Raw genomic sequence first — 17381 nt, forward strand, 5'->3', positions numbered from 1 at the left:
ACTGATGCACTACGGATGTATTGACCCCAATGGAGCAACATTATGAGCCTAAAGCCTTGGCGTGAAGTTGCCCGTCCCCACAGGGACGTGCTGGAAGGCACCTTTAAACAGTCGGAATTTGCTGCGGATATTACCCAGGTGGCCAATGGTATGGCGCCGCGTGAGTATCAGGACGCAGAGCAATTTTTTGCCCGTACCTTTATTACCGAGGGCATGCGTTTACTGCTGGCATCGGTGGCTGAACGCTTGGCCGGTAAAGGCGGCGACCCTGTGGTACAGCTGCAAACTGCATTCGGTGGCGGTAAAACCCACACCATGCTGGCCGTATATCACCTGGCTTCACGTACCGTAAGCACTGACCGTTTGCAGGGTATTCCACCGATTTTGGATGCGGCCGGTATTCATGACTTACCCAATGCCAGGGTTGCCGTGATAGACGGCATTAACCTGTCGGTCAGTCAGCCACGCCGCCATGGCGACATTGAGGCCAATACCCTTTGGGGTGAACTTGCGTGGCAGCTGCTGAAAGAAGACGGCTATGCCCTGGTGGCCGACAGTGATAGAGATGGCACCTCTCCCGGTAAAGAGGTGTTGGTACAACTGCTGACCAAGGCAGCCCCCTGTGTGGTGCTGATGGATGAGCTGGTGGCATTTTTGCGCCAACTCGAGGTGGGCAAGCAATTTAATGCCGGTACCTTTGACTCGAACATCACCTTTATTCAGGCGTTGACTGAGGCGATGAAGGCCGTGCCTAATGCAATGTTGCTGGCATCTTTGCCAGAATCGGCACTGGAAGTGGGTGGCACTATGGGGCAAAAGGCGTTGGATTCGCTGGAAAAATACTTTGCCCGTGTCGAGTCCATCTGGAAGCCAGTCGCCACCGAAGAAGCCTTTGAAATTGTGCGTCGGCGCTTGTTTGAACATGCTGGTGATATTGGTGTGGTGCAGGGGATTGCTCAGCAGTACAGCGATTTTTATCGTCATAATGCGGCTAAGTTCCCTGCCGAAACCCAATCCAGCCATTATTACGACAGACTTTGCCGCTCATACCCCATTCATCCCGAGGTGTTTGACCGCTTGTATGAAGACTGGTCTACCCTGGATAAATTTCAGCGAACCCGTGGGGTGTTGCAATACATGGCGATTGTTATTCACCGTTTATGGGTGGCCGATAATCGTGATGCCTTGATTATGCCCGGCTCCTTGCCGCTGGATGACAGCAACGTGCGTGGCAAGAGCATTCACTACCTGCCGCAAGGGTGGGAACCGGTCATCGAAAAGGAAGTGGACGGTAACCGTTCCATGGCCGCTGACATCGACAAAAACGATACCCGTTTTGGTCAATACCATGCTGCCAGGCGAGTGATGCGGACAGTGTTTTTGGGCAGCGCCCCAAGCAGTGGTGATCAGATGCACCGGGGCTTAGAGGCGGAGCGGATTTTGCTTGGGTCATGCTCTCCTGAGCAAACCCTGGCGACCTTTGAAGACGTGCTGGCCAAGCTTAAGGATAAACTGACTTATCTATACGCCGATAAGAGCCGGATGTGGTTGGATACCAAGCCGAATCTGCGCCGTGAGATGGAAAGCCGAAAAACCAACATCAGTGAACGTGAACAGCTTATTCCATTGTTAAAAAGCACTATCACCAAGAGCTTTGGCACCCCACAGCTGATTGATGGTATTCACGTATTTACGCCAGCTTCAGATGTACCTGATGAGTTTGGTAAAGGCCCAAGATTAGTCGTGTTACCGGCAGATTCGTTCTCGGCTTATAGCCGGGCAGCAGCGACGAATCAAGCATTTAAAACAGCATTGAGTATTTTGCAGCGCCGTGGTGAACAGCCACGGGTGAAGCAAAATCGTTTGGTGTTTTTGGCGGCAGACTACGATAGCCTGGCACGTTTGAAAGAAGCGGGGAGAACCTACCTTGCCTGGCAGTCGATTGTTGATGACATCGAGAACGGTGTACTTAACCAGGATATGGCGCACTTAACTCAGGCGAAAGGCCACAGAGATGCAGCCAAAACCCAGGTGAGCCAATTGATGCGCGATACCTATAAATGGTTGCTGGCGCCTCATCAGGAGCCGGGTGATGAACTTGAGTGGGAAGTGACGCAACTTGCGACTGCTGCTCCCAAGTTTATTGCTGAAATCGAGTCTCGATTGATTGATGAAGAGTGGCTCATCAAAGAATGGTCCGAAGTGCATTTGCGCAACTTGGTGGAGCGTTTTTACTTTAAAAATGGCGCTACTTCAGTATCTGTCAGCAAGCTATGGCAAGACTGCTGCCAATACTTGTACTTGCCTCGATTGGTGGATGACCAGGTACTGCGCCGCGCCATCGAAAAAGCGATATCGACCACCGATTATTTTGCATTTGCTGCCAGTGAGCGGGACGGCCGTTTTGAAGGCTTTGTGTTTGGCAAAAATAGCTCCGTGATTTTAACCGAGCATAGTTTATTGCTTTCAAGAGACGCAGCTTTGGCATATCAGGAGCTGTTGGCGAAGGAGAAACGCGAAAAAGAGGATGCGGTAAATACTGATCCAGTAAAGCCATCGGGCTCATCTGGTAATAATACTGGTTCTAATGCCGCACAAGGAGATAGCGTCGGCGCTGATAATACTAAGCCGGTAGAAACGACAAAAACTCATTTTTACGGTTCGGTTTCTCTTGACCCTCTGCGCGCTAAGATGGATTTTGCAACCTTAATTGATGAAGTTGTGCAGAACTTTGCCAGTGCTTACGGTGTGGATGTGGATATCTCGGTCGAGATCCGCGCTCGTAACCAAAGTGGCTTTGACGCTAACCTTCAGCGAGCTATTAAAGAGAACTGCAGTATGCTGAAATTCTCTGCCGCCGAGTTTGATGAATAACTGTTAGTGCCAGGGCTCTGGCAGCGGCTATCGCCAGTGCTCTGGAATTGATAACTCGAAATTCCTGGCGACATACTGAAGCATCGTGATGATCTCACGGTGCTTTTTTTCATCATAAGGTTGGCCGTTTTGTTTTTGGCTTACGATGTTCTGAAGCTCTATAAGGTTGAACATCCCAAGACGATAGAAGTTTCCCCAGGTAGGTTCGCCAAAAAGGTTATAGATGACTTCGGTATCATCTCGCTCACTGGCTAGTCGTTTTTGCCCTTGAATTTTGGTCAAGGCAATTTCTGCTTCATCTTTGTCTTCGTAGGTATTAAGCTGCTTCATATAGAGCCTGTATGCTAATTTCTAGGTCGCAATTGGACTGCAAAACCAAGTGAAATGCTAGGAAGCGTGCTGAGTTAGTCACATATGACGCATGTGATGAACTTGGTAACGGTTTCTGAAAGCTTTGTCAGAGCCTCGCGCCGCTCTTCCAGATAATCGTGTCGGTTATAGATACCTTCAACCCCTTTGAGTTTGTGATTTAGGCAACGTTCGGCCACATCCCCGGAAGTGCCTTGTCTCGCTAGCAAGCTACGGCAGGTGCGTCTGAGATCATGTACGGTGAAGTGTGGGATTTCTCCCATTAGGTTTGGTGGTTGTGTCTTCTTGCCAGCTTCATGCCCGAAGAGCTTGGTAATCGCTCTGTTTAAGGTGTCTTTACCCATGTATGGATTTTTACTTGAACGTCGGCTAGGGAACACATATTCAGAACCACAAGCTCTTACCTTTAATTCCTGTATCCAGGTCATCACTATTTCAGGTAATGGAATCGTTATCCCCACTCCTGATTTACTGCGTTCTTTCGATAAGTTCCACACCTGCTTTTCTAAATCAAATTCCTTCCAAGGCGCTTCAGCCAATTCAGACTTCCTAATGCCCAATGTAACCAGCAATGCACAAGCGAGATAGTTTTCACGACTAAAGCTGTCACTATTTTCACGTGCAACTTTAAAGAATTGCTTTAACTCTTCGATGGTTAAGGCTCGATCCTTACTTTTTTCAATACCACCAGCATCGGTCACCGAAAAGGCACTGGCTGGATTGAAGGAAATTAACCCAAGTTTGATGCCGTGATTGAAAAGCTGTTTGCAGTACATCAGCGCATCGTTGGCAATGGTTGGACGACCACTTTCGGTAATCTTTCTCAGAATATCTCTGATATCCATGGGTGTTACATCATTGAGTGGGATTTTTCCGATTTTAGGTGCGATGTCCTTTGAGAATATCCTGAGTGGGATCTCGGGGTGTTTAAGGCGCTTTTCTAACTCCGAGTACCAATCATCAAACAGGTCCTGCACAGTATCGACTCTGGTCTGGGCAGCTTGGCGCTTTACCTGTATCGGGTCACTACCTAATCGTACTTGCTTCATCTGCTCTGCAGCTTTCAGGCGAGCATCAGCAAGTTTGAGATCGCTATACTTGGCGAGCGTCATTTCCTTGCGTTTGCCCGCATAACTGTATCTCAGCATCCAGTATGGGTCACCAGACTTGGGGATCACCAGATAGAGCCCATCGCCATCGGCATGGCGGCCAATAGCTGATTGCCTCAGTTTTGCTTCAATTTCCTTTACCGTCAGTGAGCCCATTGTGGCGACCTCCCTTTGCACTGTATCAGCCGTGGTGGGTGAAGTTGACTGTTCATCATTTTACCCACCACATCACTATCCTGTTAAGTCCTATTTACCCACCACATCACTATCCTGTTAAGTCCTATTTACCCACCAATATACCCACCAATTGGCTGTGGAAGTTGGTGGGTGTCATTGGACGCCAATAGACGGCATTTAACTTATAGTCCATTAAAAACAAGTTGTTAATGTCAATGTTTGACACTGATGGATTCTATTCCACGTTCTGGATCTGCTCTCTCATCTGCTCAATCAGCACTTTAAGCTCGACTGCGGCGGCGGTGATTTCGCTGCTGATTGACTTGGAGGCCAGGGTGTTGGATTCGCGGTTGAACTCTTGCATCATGAAGTCCAGTCTGCGGCCTTCGCTGCCACCCTTGTTGAGGATCCGGCGGGCTTCGACCACGTGGGCTTCGAGGCGGTCCATCTCTTCGGCCACGTCCTGTTTTTGGGCCAGCAATACCATTTCCTGTTCCAGTCTGGCTGGGTCCAGTTCGCCCTGGATTTCGGCCAGGCGGTTGCTGAGTTTTTCCCTTTGCCATTCCATGACCTTGGGCATGTGCTCGCGGACTATGGCGATCTGGGCTTCAACGGCATCCAGGCGGGTCAGTAGCATCTCTTTGATGGCGCTGCCTTCACGGCCGCGGGCTTCGATAAACTGATCGACGGCGCCGTCGAAGGCTTTGAGCAGTTCGGCGGCAATGGCATCCATGTCTTGCTCGGATGAGGACATGACCCCTGGCCAGCGCAGAATATCCACTGGATTGAGCTCACCTTGGCCGGCTTGCTGTCTTACCCAGTGGGCGGCCTGCAACAGTTGCAGGGCCAAGTCCTGATTCATATTCAGCTGGGTACCTTGTTGATCGCTTAGCTCGTAGCGCAGGTTGACTTCTACCTTACCGCGATTGAGACGCTTGCGCAGTCTGTCTCGCAGCACAGGCTCCAGGCTGCGGAACTGTTCCGGCAGGCGCAGATAGGTTTCCAGATATCTCTGGTTGACTGAGCGGATTTCCCAGGAGGCTGTGCCCCAGTCGGCTTTATGCTCGATACGGGCGTAGGCGGTCATGCTGTGGATCATCAGATATTCCAGTTGCTTGAAGACGGGTGTAGCAGAGGATTATAGACAGCTTGCCCCCGGGGTTAAAGTGAAGTGTATACACTTTGTCGGTTCGATACGGATCCGCCATAGCGTCAAGCGCCGCAAGGCCCTATAATATGCAGCCAATTCAGTCCAGACGACAAAATACAGGAATTCACTATGCGTCCCAGCAACAGAACTCCGGCTCAAACCCGCCCCATTTCAATCACTCGCCAGTTTACCGCCCATGCGGAAGGTTCCGTGCTGGTCGAGTTCGGCGATACCAAAGTACTCTGTACCGCCAGTTTTACCGAAGGGGTGCCGAGATTTCTCAAAGGCCAGGGCCAAGGTTGGGTGACGGCAGAATATGGCATGTTGCCCCGTTCTACCCATAGCCGTATGGATCGCGAAGCGGCCCGGGGCAAGCAGTCTGGTCGTACCCAGGAAATTCAGCGCCTCATCGGCCGTGCTTTGCGCGCTGCAGTGGATATGAAGCTGCTGGGTGAAAACACCATAGTGATCGACTGTGATGTGATTCAGGCCGACGGCGGTACCCGCACTGCGGCCATCACTGGTGCCTGTGTGGCTTTGGTGGATGCGCTTAATTGGGCTCGTGCCAAGGGTATTCTAAAGGCCAATCCGCTCAAGTTCCTGATCGCCGCCGTGAGCGTGGGGATTTTTGAAGGTGAGCCTATCTGTGACCTGGAATATATTGAAGACAGCGCCGCCGAAACCGATATGAACGTGGTGATGACAGAAACCGGCAAGATCATCGAGATCCAGGGCACCGCCGAAGGCGAGCCATTCAGCCATGAAGAGTTGCTGAGTCTGCTGGAGCTGGCCAAGCATGGCATTCGTGAGATTATCGATGTACAGAAGGCCGCATTGAGTTAAGTTTTTTAAGGACCCCATGAGGGTCCTTTTTTTCGTACTCCAGAGAGTACTTGTTCGTACCCGTGAGCCTTAAGGGCTTACCCATAATCACAAGAGGAGAGATCGTGAAAGCCTATCAGCGCGAGTTTATTGAATTTGCCCTTGAGCGTCAGGTGTTGAGATTCGGTGAGTTTACCCTGAAGTCCGGCCGCAAGAGCCCATACTTCTTCAATGCCGGTCTGTTTAACACTGGGCGGGATCTGGCCCGCCTGGGCCGTTTTTATGCTGCTGCGTTGGTGGATGCCGGTATCGACTACGATCTCCTGTTTGGCCCGGCCTACAAGGGGATCCCCATCGCAACAACCACGGCTGTAGCCTTGGCCGAGCACCATGATCTGGATATTCCTTACTGCTTTAACCGCAAAGAGAAGAAAGACCACGGCGAAGGCGGCAATCTGGTTGGCAGCGAGCTCAAGGGTAAGGTGATGTTGGTGGATGATGTGATCACCGCAGGTACCGCTATTCGCGAGTCCATGGAGATCATTCAGGCCAATGGCGCGACTCTGGCCGGGGTATTGATTGCCCTCGACCGTCAGGAGAAGGGCAAGGGCGAACTGTCTGCCATTCAGGAAGTGGAGCGCGACTTTGGTTGCCAGATAGTGGCCATCATCAAGCTGGCCGATTTGATTGCCTACTTGGCCGAGAAACCGGGGATGGAGCAGGAGTTGGCCGCCGTTAGCGCCTATCGTGAACAGTACGGTATTTAATGCCGTCCAGGATAGATATCGGCTCTTACAGAAGCTTGAGTAACTTTCTGTACAGTCCATAAAAAACGCTGCCTTGGCAGCGTTTTTTATGGCGGAGAGGCTATTTGGCCTGATGCAGAAACTCGGCGCGGGTGGCCGGGTTGGACTTGAATACGCCGCCAAGAGCCGTAGTGGTGGTGGAGCTGGTGGAATCCATCACACCGCGGGATTTAACGCAGTAATGCACCGCATCCATTTTTACCGCCACATCTTTGGTTTCCAGCAGGGTCTGCAACGCAACCAGTACTTGCTGGGTCAGGCGCTCCTGCACCTGTGGCCGCTGGGCAAAGAAACGCACTATGCGGTTGATCTTCGACAGGCCGATGATCTTCTTCCGCGGCAGATAGGCCACAGTAGCAGTGCCATCTATGGTCACCAGATGGTGCTCACAGGTGCTGGTGAGGCTGATGTCCTGCACCCGCACCATTTCATCGAAGCCCATCTTGTTGTCGATAACAGTGATCTTGGGGAAGTTGGCATAGTCGAGGCCGGAGAAAATTTCGTCGACATACATCTTGGCGATACGTTTCGGCGTATCCATCAGGCTGTCGTCGCTCAAATCCAGCGACATCAAGGTCAAAATGGCCTTCATATGGGCCTCTATTTTTTCCTTGCGCTCCTCGGCCGACAAGCCACAGGGTACCATGGGGGTCTCGAGTCCTCGCTCCAGGAGCGCGGTCTGAACCATCAAAGCTGCTTCACTCAATGCCATTGTTTTCCTCCGGCGGATAGGCGCCAAGCCAGTGCCTTCCGTTTGTTACTGTCCGCGCAAGCTGTGACGCTTTTCACATTTATCTGCGGGAAGCGGAGGATACCGCTATTTGCTGTAAATTCATACCAGAAAAGCCCCATAGCACGAAAAAAGCCGCTCCCTGGAGAGCGGCTTTGTTTACGGCTGTTAAACTTAAACGCCCAGATTCTGCTTCAGGAAGTTTAGCATTTTCTGATAATAGATGGCTCTGTGGCTTTCATCGTAGAAACCGTGGCCCTCATCATCCATGATGATTTTCTGGTAGGGGTAGTTACGCTTCTTGAGCGCATCTTCCAGGGCTTCAAACTGCTCTATCGGAGCGCGCTCATCATTGCCACCGTGTACCAGCAGCAGATTGGCCTTGAGCTTGTCGACGTTGCGAGTGGGCGACATGGCACGCAGCACGGCCTGATCCTGACCAAGCACAGTTCGCAGGTAGCTGGTACCCGAGTCACGTTCCTGCACGTCACCTTCTTTAAACATCATTTCCAGGTCGTACACCCCGGCAAAGCCGATGGCGCACTTGAACAGATCCGGCTCCATGACCGAGCTTTGCAGCGCGCTGTAGCCGCCAAAGCTGCCGCCGACGATACAGATGCGCTTCTTGTCCACTATGCCTTGGTCTATCAAATGGCGGGTGGCGTCTATGATGTCGTACTGAATTTCACTGCCCCACTTGCGGTAGCCCGCTTGCTGGAAGGCTTCGCCGTAACCACCCGAACCGCGGAAGTTAACCTGCAGTACGGCTATGCCCTGATTGGCCAGCATCTGGTTTTGAGGATCAAAGCCCCAGCTATCCCTGACATAGTGTGGGCCGCCGTGCGGGTTGACCACCAGAGGCAACTGCTTGGGATCTTTGCCGGGTGGCAAGGTCAGGTAGGCCTGAATTGTCATACCGTCACGCACCTTGATGTCCATGGGTTTCACTTCGGCCATTTTGGCCGGATCTATGCTTCCCATGGTGCGCAGCAGGTGTCTGAGTTTGACCGCTTTGGTGTCAAACAGATAGTAGTCACCCGGGTTGCGGTCGTTGAAGGCCAGAATAATCATCTTGTCGGCGTTACGGGTCTCGCTGACGATGCGCACCTGGTGCCCCGGCAGGCTGGCCAACAGTTGCTTCAGATACACGGCATGCTGATCTTCAGAGTCAACAAAGGCGTAGGTTGGGTAACCGTTGGCAAATTCCACCGCGTAGAGCTGTTTGTTCTGGCCGTTGATCCAGAAGTTGTCCGGCTCGACTCTGGCATCACTGACTATCTGCTGTTTTTCACCGGTTTTCAGGTTGACCCGATATACGGCCTTGGGCTCACCGGCCAGGGAGGCGGAGGCATAGACACTGTTGGGATCTTCGGTAAAGGAGATAGGGGTAAAGTCCTTCAGACCTATGTTCAGCTTGTCTGTGTCAATCCATTCGCCGTCGTTACGGTAGAAAATCCGGGTGTTGTTGCTTCTGTCCTGACCGGCAACAAAGCGCACTTCACCGTCATCATCTGTCATGAAGCTGGCCATACCTATGGGAGAGCGGGTGATTTTCTTGCGGGTGCCGCGGTAGACATCAACCTGATAGACATCCTGCAACTGTTCATAATCCAGGCTGCGACCGCCGTTCCAGGGGATGGCGTTGACCAACATGTAGCGGTCATCATCCGGCAGGGGATCGAGTACATAGGCCGTGGCCTGGATAGCGGTGTTTTTCTTCAGGTGGGAACCGGTTTGCTGCTGGCCCGAATTGTAACCGAACAGATAGGCGGCCTTGGAGCCATCGGCATTCACCGCCATCAACTCACCATAGTAGAGCGGGCGATCATCCCAGCCCTTGAGGTATTCCTTGGCGACCACGACACGTTCATCGTTGACCCAGGAATAACTGCCCACTTGGGCATTGCCCGGGAAATAAACAATGTGCTTGGCACTGAGATCTTCAGTATTGAGGATCAGTAGCTTATCTTTTCCTTCGTGATTCATGATCACGCTGAGATAGTCACCTGAGGGGGAGATTTTGACATTGGTGTATTGCGCACCCTGGCTGAAAATTTCTGCCGGCGTGGGTGCTTGATTGCTCTGGGCCAAAGCGAGAGTGGGTGCCAGCAGTAACGTGCTAGCCAACAAAGGTTGGAACTTCATTTGACATCCTTGTATTTATTATTGGCGGTTTATGTTTGTTTGATGTTAATGAAATGCTTGGGTTTGGACAAGGCTAAATCCATAAAAAAAGGACGGTTTTTACCGTCCTTGATCCCGAAAACAGGGGGCTCAGCTCTGTAATAACTGGCTTTGAATAAACTGCCACTGCTCCTCGAAGTGAGCCGTTGGCTTGAGCTTGAATTCACTGCGAACAAACTGGGCAATACGGCCTTCGGCCACGGCCAACAGCAGGTTTGCCAGAATGGCTTCATCTAGGGCGAATTTTTGCCCTTCTCGCAGGGATTTTTCCCGCAGGATCTGCTTCAGATGGGTTTCCAACTTGGCAAACAACAGGTTGATCCTTTCTCTGAGACGCTCATTTTCGCCCAGCAGGGCATCACCGCTCAGTACCCGGGAGATCCCTGGGTTGCGCTCGGCAAACACCAATAACAGCTGCAGTGCCTGTTGGCAGCGTTTCATGGTGTCTTTCTCCTCATCCATGATGAGGTTGATGCGTGACAGCAGAGAGTCTTCAATAAACTCAATCAGGCCTTCAAACATCCGCGCCTTGCTGGGAAAGTGGCGATAGAGCGCCGCTTCCGACACGCCAACTTCCGAGGCCAGCTTGGCGGTGGTAATCCTTTGCCCCGGATTGGTTTCCAGCATTCTGGCAAGGGATTGGAGTATGTGTTCACGACGATTGATTTTTTCTTTTACAGCCATGTTTCGCTCTGTCAGTGGCAGGAATTATTGAGTGCCTGAATGGCCGAAGCCACCTTCGCCTCTGTCCGAGGTGTCAAATTCATCCACCAGTTTGAACTGGGCTTGAACGACGGGCACAAACACCAATTGGGCCAAGCGGTCACCTATCTCCAGGGTGAAAGGTGTCTGGCTGCGGTTCCAGCAGGAAACCATCAGCGGGCCCTGATAGTCAGAGTCGATCAGGCCGACCAGGTTGCCGAGTACTATGCCGTTTTTGTGGCCCAGACCCGAGCGGGGCAGGATCACCGCCGCCAGAGAAGGGTCGGCCACATGAACCGCAATTCCGGTCGGGATCAATACAGTTTCACCCGGGGCTATGGTGATGCTGGTGTCCAGCATGGCGCGTAGATCCATGCCGGCACTGCCTGGGGTCGCATAGCTTGGCAGCGGAAATTCACTGCCAATACGTGAGTCGAGAATTTTCAGTTCTATGGGTGTTTTCATGAGTTGTTTTTATGCTTCGCTATCAGGATCAGCAACTGTTTGGCCAGGCTCAACTTGTCGGTGGCCGGCAGTTCATCACAACCTGTTGCAGAAAATACTTTCAGGGCATTCCGGTCGGCGTTGAAACCCTGATCCGGAACAGACACATCGTTGGCGGCAATCATATCGAGTTTCTTGCGCTTGAGCTTGTCACGCGCATAGGTCTCCACCTCATGGGTTTCTGCCGCAAAACCCACGGTAAAGGGCCGGATAGGATGGCTGGCGACCGTGGCCAGAATATCCGGGTTACGCACCAGTGCCAATGCCATGGTTTCGGAAGATTTTTTTATCTTGGCTTCGGCGACATCGGCGACACGATAGTCTGCCACTGCAGCGCAGCCAATAAAAATATCCTGCTGTTCCACCCGGTGCATCACGGCATCGAGCATCTCTTTGGCCGATTGCACATCGACTCGGGTCACCCCTGCCGGGGTCGCCAAATTAACCGGGCCGCTGACCAGAGTCACTTCGGCGCCCATCTGCGCCGCAGCGGTGGCCAGTGCAAACCCCATCTTGCCTGAGCTGTGGTTGGATATATAACGCACAGGATCTATCGCTTCGCGGGTCGGTCCGGCAGTCAGCAGCAGCTTTTGGCCTGCCAACAGCTGAGGCTCAAAGCAAGCGGCGGCTCGCTTGGCGATATCATTGGGTTCCAGCATACGCCCCGGGCCGACTTCACCACAGGCTTGGCTGCCGCTATCTGGGCCCCAGATACCATAGCCGCGCTCGGCCAGCACCTTGAGGTTCTCCTGAGTCGCTACGTTTTGGTACATCTGTTGGTTCATCGCCGGGCAGAGCATCACCTTAGCCGCCGTTGCCAGGCAGGTGGTGGTGATCAGTTCATCGGCCATACCGGCACGAATGCGGGCCAACAGGTTGGCGGTAGCGGGGGCAATGATAACCAGATCGGCCCAACGGGCCAATTCGATATGCCCCATGGCAGCCTCAGCCGCAGGATCCAGCAGATCTGAGGCCACCGGATGGCCGGATAACGCCTGCAAGGTCAGCGGGGTGATGAATTCCATGGCGCTCTGGCTCATGACGACCCTGACTTCGGCACCTCTGTCCTGCAGGCGCCGCACCAGATCGGCACTCTTGTAGGCGGCAATGCCACCGCCAATCCCCAAGAGGATTTTTTTATGCTTCAGGCTCATAGAAACAATCAACTGATGGTAATTGGCGGCTAAGATATCACAAAGCTCCCCCGACTTGGCAGGATGCAGCTTCAAAAATCTCGACCATAATTGAAACAAAGTATAGGGCACAGGGATGGGAGCCAAGGATGGGGATCAGAGACTGGCCAACGGGCGAGGGACCGAGGGAAAAGTTGTTGCAGCAGGGAGCCAAGGGCCTGAGTGATGCCGAGTTACTGGCAGTATTGCTGCGTAACGGCCTGGCGGGGCAGAGTGCGGTCGAATTGGCCAGAGATTTGCTCGCGGCATTCGGTTCACTGCGGCAACTCTTGGTGGCACCACTGAATCAGGTTGCCCGAATTCCGGGAATGGGACCGGTAAAATATACCCAATTGCAGGCGGCTGCTGAACTTTCGAGGCGAATTTCCCGGGAAAAGCTGCAAAGAGGGACGGTTTTGACAAATCCTGATTTGACTCGCGACTATTTAATGAGACAATTAGCGGACCGTGCCACCGAGGTGTTTGCGATTCTGTTGCTGGACAGCCAGCACCGAGTGATCCAATTCGTGGAATTATTCCATGGCACCCTGGACTCTGCATCTGTCTACCCACGAGAGGTGGTTAGGCTGGTGCTGGAAAAACAGGCCGCGGCGGTCATAGTTTGCCATAATCACCCGTCCGGCGTGGCTGAGCCCAGCCAGGCTGACAGGCGAATTACTGAGCGGTTGAAATGTGCGCTCGCAACCATAGATGTTTCACTTCTGGATCATATGGTTGTAGGGGATTGCGAGATAGTTTCCTTCGCAGAACGCGGATGGATGGATTGATCCATCGCTTGATCTTTCCTCAGTTATCCTGTATAACATGCGCCCTCTTTGTGCCTCGGGCGACGGCCATACGAGGCACATTAATGCTCGAGCGTTAAAATTGTTTTTTGGAGAAGATTGACATGTCAAGAGTATGCCAAGTTACTGGCAAGCGACCAATGGTTGGTAACAACCGTTCGCACGCAAAAAACGCAACTCGTCGTCGTTTTTTACCTAACCTGCAGAACCACCGTTTCTGGTTAGAAGACGAAAAGCGTTTCGTACAATTGCGCGTTTCTACCAAGGGTATGCGCATTATCGACAAGAAAGGTATTGAAGTCGTTGTTGCTGAACTTCGTGCCCGTGGCGAGAAGGTGTAATAGAAAATGGCTAAAGCTAAAGGCAATCGTGAGAAGATCAAGCTGGTTTCAAGCGCCAAGACTGGTCACTTCTACACTACCGACAAGAACAAGCGTAACATGCCTGAGAAAATGGAGATCAAAAAGTTTGATCCCGTAGTTCGTCAGCACGTTATCTACAAAGAAGCCAAAATCAAGTAATTCACTTGGTATTTGAATTCTTGGAAAGCCCCTCTCGCAGGGGCTTTTTTTTGATTTGAATTTGGCCGCCGCGGCCGTAGTCGAGCCGGTTTGGCTCTCGTTGCCCTTAAGCTTATCTCCTTTGTCACCAAGCTGCCTCTATCACCTTCAATCCACTTTAGTCCTGAGTTATTCCGCGTAAGGATCCGGCTGCTGGCCTTCTGCGGTTCAGGTGGATTCATACTTTCTAAACAGATCCCTGCTATACCTTTCTATGCAATCACTTGAACCGCAGCGGCGAATATTTACTCGGTTTGAGTCTCAGGGGGGAAGACGCTGGATATGGCTTACCCTTCATGTGAATAGTTAGAGATTTAAAATAAGTATATGTGCAAATAAATTCTTTTTAAGTGAATTTAAATGCATTAATATGTTATCCGTGCCACGGGGGTGGCATTCATTTTTCTGTCGGCTTTAACGAGTGTGAGGTAAATCCCAAGGTGCGTACCACAGAATTGGTTGATGGTTTTCGTCATTCTGCTCCCTATGTCAATGCTCACAGGGGCAAGACATTTGTTGTGATGTTGGGGGGCGAGGCGTTGGCTCAGCCTAAGTTTCGCTCCATCATCAATGATGTTGCTCTGCTGCATAGCCTGGGGATCAAGGTGGTATTGGTCTATGGCGCCCGGCCACAGATAGACGAAGCCTTGGCTAACAATCAGATTGAGCCTGCCTACCATCAAGGCGTGCGGATCACCGATGAAGCCACTCTCAAGGTCATTAAGCAGGTAGCCGGTTCTTTGCAGTTTGATATTACTGCCAGGTTGTCCATGAGCCTGTCGAACACGCCGATGCAGGGCGCACAGATCAACGTGGTCAGTGGTAACTTTGTCATCGCCCAGCCTTTGGGGGTCGACAATGGTATTGACTATTGCCTCTCAGGCAAGGTGCGCCGTATCGATGTTCAGGGACTCAAACGGCAGATGGAAAACAACTGCATCATCCTGATGGGGCCGATAGCGGCCTCGGTCACTGGCGAGAGCTTTAACCTCACCGCCGAAGAAGTGGCGACTCAGGTGGCTATCAAGCTCAAGGCCGACAAGATGATCGGCTTCAGCTCCCAGAATGGTATTTTGGATCGCAACGGTGATGTGATTGCCGAGCTGATGCCCAACGATGCCCAAAAAATTCTCGATAAACTGGCTGGCCAGGGTGAAGGCTGTGTCGGCACCATGGCGTTTCTCAAGGCCAGTATTGATGCCTGTCGCAGTGGCGTGCCCCGTTGCCATCTGGTCAGCTATCTGGAAGATGGTGCCCTGTTGCAGGAACTCTTCTCCCGTGAGGGCATAGGTACCCAGATAGTCACAGAGAGTGCCGAGCGCTTGCGGCGCGCGTCCATTGCCGATATTGGCGGCATACTCAACCTGATCCGCCCGCTGGAAGAACAGGGGATCCTGGTGCGTCGCTCCCGCGAGCAACTGGAGATAGAAATAGAGCAGTTTATGCTGATTGAGCGTGATGGCCTGGTGATAGGCTGCGCGGCGCTCTATCCCTTTGAAGAGGACAACGCCGGCGAGTTTGCCTGTCTGGTAGTGCATCCTGACTATCGCGACGCCGATCGCGGTAGCCTGCTGTTGCAGAACATCATAGGCCAGGCCAAGGTGCGTGGTTATTCCAGGCTGTTTGCGCTGACGACCCGCAGCATTCACTGGTTCCTGGAACACGGCTTTGAGCTGGTGGAGGTAGATGCCTTGCCGAATAAGAAGAAGCAGCTCTATAACTACCAGCGTCGCTCCAAAATTTTGGCGCTTGACCTGTAAAAACCAGCCCCGCTCAGCGGGGCTTTTTGTAAGCAGGTATATTCCATTTGTTGACATATTATGTCTTTAGCTCCTAAGCTAAGCCCACTTATGCCTATCCATTAAGGAGCAAGAGATGAACAGTGGAAGTTACGAGTTGGCGCCATTGACCGGCGTCGCCAGTGGCAGTTTTATCGCCTTGATACTGATGTTGGCGGCCATCTTGCTGCTGATCCGCATTCGGAAGATGCCGGCAACGGCCAAGAGCGCCGCCTCGGGTTTGCTGTTGGTAACACTGGCGGGATCTGTATGGGTATTTTGGCAGGCGCAGGCATCCAAGGTGGAATTGACGGCTCAGAGCCTGGTGGTCGAGGTGCCATTCTACGGCCAGAGCCTGGCTCCAGAGCATCTGCGTATCTCAGAGGCGAAAGTGATTAATCTCGGCGATGCCAGCGGCCCCAGGCTTGGCATGCGTACCCAGGGCATAGGTCTGCCCGGTTACACCCTGGGGTGGTATCGGCTCAACGATGGCAGCAAAGCGTTTGTGGTTCTGACGGAAAAAGATAGCGTCTTGTTACTGCCGACCGACCTTGGTTACAGCCTGCTGCTGAGTATGCCCGAGGCGGAGAGTTTGCTTGAGGGGCTGGGGCAGAACCTGCCGGGATAAATGTTGAATATTGCTTAACCGGCCCGGAAACCCCATCCGGGCCGGTTGTATTTGTTACCTGCGAGAGCGTTTTCGCAGCATATCCAAAGTAAACACCACCAAGGCGGCCCAAATAAAGCCGAAGGTAATACTCTTTTCGATATCGAAGGGTTCATCGAACAGGGTCACTGCCATGATAAACATGATGCTTGGGCCTATGTACTGGAAGAAGCCCAGCATGATCAGCGGGATCCGCACTGCTGCACCGGCAAAGCACAGCAAGGGGATGGTGGTGATGATACCGGCGGCCATCAGCAGCAGGTTGAGATCCCAACTGTTGCTGAGCATATTGGCGCCGGCTTCACCAGTGCCCAGCAGTAAAAAGCCCAGTGCTGCCGGCATTAACACCGCAGTTTCGACCAAAAGGCCAGTCTTGGCGTCGACATTGACCTTCTTGCGCAGCAGGGCGTAGAAACCGAAGGAGGCTGCGAGCCCCAGGGATACCAGCGGAATCGAGCCGAAAGAAACCAGCTGGATCACCACCCCGGCGGCGGCAAGCGTTACCGCCACCCATTGTAGTCTCCCGAGCCGCTCCCCCAGAAACAGCATGCCGAGCAACACATTGAACAGCGGGTTGATAAAGTAGCCCAGACTGGCATCCAGCATATGATCATTGTTGACCGCCCAGATAAACAGCAGCCAGTTGCCGGCGATAAGAATCGAAGTCAGCAGTAGTACCGCCAACTGTTTCGGGCGCTTGAGCAACAGCCTGAGCTGTCCGAAACCACCGATAAACTGCATCAGGATCCCCATAAAGACGAAGGACCAGATGATGCGGTGCAGCAAGATCTCGGGGGCCGAGACATGATGCAACAACTTGAAGTACAGCGGCGCAAAGCCCCAAAAAATATAGGCGCAAAGGGCGAGAATGACCCCCTTGCGGTATTCGGTTTCAGGCATAGGTACTACACAATGACGAAAAGGAGAGAAGGGCGATTGTAGGGGGCAAAGCCCCTCGGCTCAAGTTATCG

17 protein-coding genes are annotated in these 17381 nt (G+C 52.5%); 8 read left to right on the forward strand and 9 right to left on the reverse strand.

Annotated features, from left to right (window positions below; all coding sequences use genetic code 11):
- Positions 1-42 precede the first annotated feature (42 nt).
- The gene (locus tag ACF8D4_RS06810) at positions 43-2874 is read left to right on the forward strand and encodes a DUF499 domain-containing protein (RefSeq protein WP_335924162.1); all 2832 of its coding nucleotides are present in this window, start codon (positions 43-45) and stop codon (positions 2872-2874) included.
- 27 nt (positions 2875-2901) lie between these two features.
- Here the strand turns inward: ACF8D4_RS06810 and ACF8D4_RS06815 are convergent, their stop codons facing one another.
- From ACF8D4_RS06815 to ACF8D4_RS06825, 3 genes are all read right to left on the reverse strand, one after another.
- On the reverse strand, positions 2902-3204 hold the full coding sequence (locus tag ACF8D4_RS06815; protein ID WP_186265256.1) for a hypothetical protein: 303 nt from the start codon (positions 3202-3204) through the stop codon (positions 2902-2904).
- 74 nt (positions 3205-3278) lie between these two features.
- Positions 3279-4508: a site-specific integrase gene (locus tag ACF8D4_RS06820; RefSeq protein WP_186265257.1), complete on the reverse strand. Its 1230-nt coding sequence runs from the start codon at positions 4506-4508 to the stop codon at positions 3279-3281.
- Between the two features lie 256 nt (positions 4509-4764).
- The gene (locus tag ACF8D4_RS06825; RefSeq protein WP_392466761.1) at positions 4765-5628 is read right to left on the reverse strand and encodes a YicC/YloC family endoribonuclease; all 864 of its coding nucleotides are present in this window, start codon (positions 5626-5628) and stop codon (positions 4765-4767) included.
- Positions 5629-5808: 180 nt separating this feature from the next.
- On the opposite strand from ACF8D4_RS06825, the gene rph reads away from it, so the two are divergent.
- Together rph and pyrE are read left to right on the forward strand one after the other, a co-directional pair.
- Positions 5809-6522: a ribonuclease PH gene (rph, locus tag ACF8D4_RS06830; RefSeq protein WP_025010865.1), complete on the forward strand. Its 714-nt coding sequence runs from the start codon at positions 5809-5811 to the stop codon at positions 6520-6522.
- Positions 6523-6626: 104 nt separating this feature from the next.
- A complete protein-coding gene (gene pyrE, locus ACF8D4_RS06835) occupies positions 6627-7268 on the forward strand; it encodes an orotate phosphoribosyltransferase (RefSeq protein ID WP_025010866.1) in 642 nt (213 codons plus the stop codon).
- 100 nt (positions 7269-7368) lie between these two features.
- Here pyrE and folE read toward each other — a convergent pair whose 3' ends face one another.
- From folE to coaBC, 5 genes are all read right to left on the reverse strand, one after another.
- Positions 7369-8019, reverse strand: a complete 651-nt coding sequence (folE, locus tag ACF8D4_RS06840) for a GTP cyclohydrolase I FolE (protein ID WP_025010867.1) — start codon at positions 8017-8019, stop codon at positions 7369-7371.
- 192 nt (positions 8020-8211) lie between these two features.
- On the reverse strand, positions 8212-10182 hold the full coding sequence (locus tag ACF8D4_RS06845) for a S9 family peptidase (RefSeq protein ID WP_028781153.1): 1971 nt from the start codon (positions 10180-10182) through the stop codon (positions 8212-8214).
- Positions 10183-10311: 129 nt separating this feature from the next.
- Positions 10312-10905 (reverse strand): nucleoid occlusion factor SlmA, encoded by a 594-nt coding sequence (gene slmA, locus ACF8D4_RS06850; protein ID WP_025010868.1) that lies wholly within the window; start codon positions 10903-10905, stop codon positions 10312-10314.
- Positions 10906-10929: 24 nt separating this feature from the next.
- A complete protein-coding gene (gene dut, locus ACF8D4_RS06855) occupies positions 10930-11388 on the reverse strand; it encodes a dUTP diphosphatase (RefSeq protein WP_025888140.1) in 459 nt (152 codons plus the stop codon).
- Positions 11385-12581, reverse strand: a complete 1197-nt coding sequence (gene coaBC / locus ACF8D4_RS06860) for a bifunctional phosphopantothenoylcysteine decarboxylase/phosphopantothenate--cysteine ligase CoaBC (protein WP_186295592.1) — start codon at positions 12579-12581, stop codon at positions 11385-11387. The genes dut and coaBC overlap by 4 nt, the downstream gene beginning before the upstream one ends.
- A gap of 128 nt (positions 12582-12709) precedes the next feature.
- Between coaBC and radC the strand changes: the two genes are divergently transcribed.
- The 5 genes from radC to ACF8D4_RS06885 all read left to right on the forward strand — a co-directional run bounded on the left by radC (position 12710) and on the right by ACF8D4_RS06885 (position 16371).
- Positions 12710-13387 (forward strand): DNA repair protein RadC, encoded by a 678-nt coding sequence (radC, locus tag ACF8D4_RS06865; protein ID WP_025010870.1) that lies wholly within the window; start codon positions 12710-12712, stop codon positions 13385-13387.
- A gap of 122 nt (positions 13388-13509) precedes the next feature.
- A complete protein-coding gene (gene rpmB / locus ACF8D4_RS06870; protein ID WP_028769274.1) occupies positions 13510-13746 on the forward strand; it encodes a 50S ribosomal protein L28 in 237 nt (78 codons plus the stop codon).
- 6 nt (positions 13747-13752) lie between these two features.
- A complete protein-coding gene (gene rpmG / locus ACF8D4_RS06875; RefSeq protein ID WP_025010872.1) occupies positions 13753-13926 on the forward strand; it encodes a 50S ribosomal protein L33 in 174 nt (57 codons plus the stop codon).
- Positions 13927-14405: 479 nt separating this feature from the next.
- Positions 14406-15725: an amino-acid N-acetyltransferase gene (gene argA / locus ACF8D4_RS06880; protein ID WP_028781111.1), complete on the forward strand. Its 1320-nt coding sequence runs from the start codon at positions 14406-14408 to the stop codon at positions 15723-15725.
- A 115-nt stretch (positions 15726-15840) separates the two neighbouring features.
- The gene (locus ACF8D4_RS06885; RefSeq protein WP_044733530.1) at positions 15841-16371 is read left to right on the forward strand and encodes a PH domain-containing protein; all 531 of its coding nucleotides are present in this window, start codon (positions 15841-15843) and stop codon (positions 16369-16371) included.
- 54 nt (positions 16372-16425) lie between these two features.
- On the opposite strand, the gene rarD is transcribed toward ACF8D4_RS06885, so the two are convergent.
- Positions 16426-17310 (reverse strand): EamA family transporter RarD, encoded by an 885-nt coding sequence (gene rarD / locus ACF8D4_RS06890; protein WP_025888142.1) that lies wholly within the window; start codon positions 17308-17310, stop codon positions 16426-16428.
- Positions 17311-17381: the final 71 nt, after the last annotated feature.

This window comes from Shewanella sp. YQ_9 (assembly GCF_043103185.1).
Taxonomy (GTDB): domain Bacteria; phylum Pseudomonadota; class Gammaproteobacteria; order Enterobacterales; family Shewanellaceae; genus Shewanella; species Shewanella algae.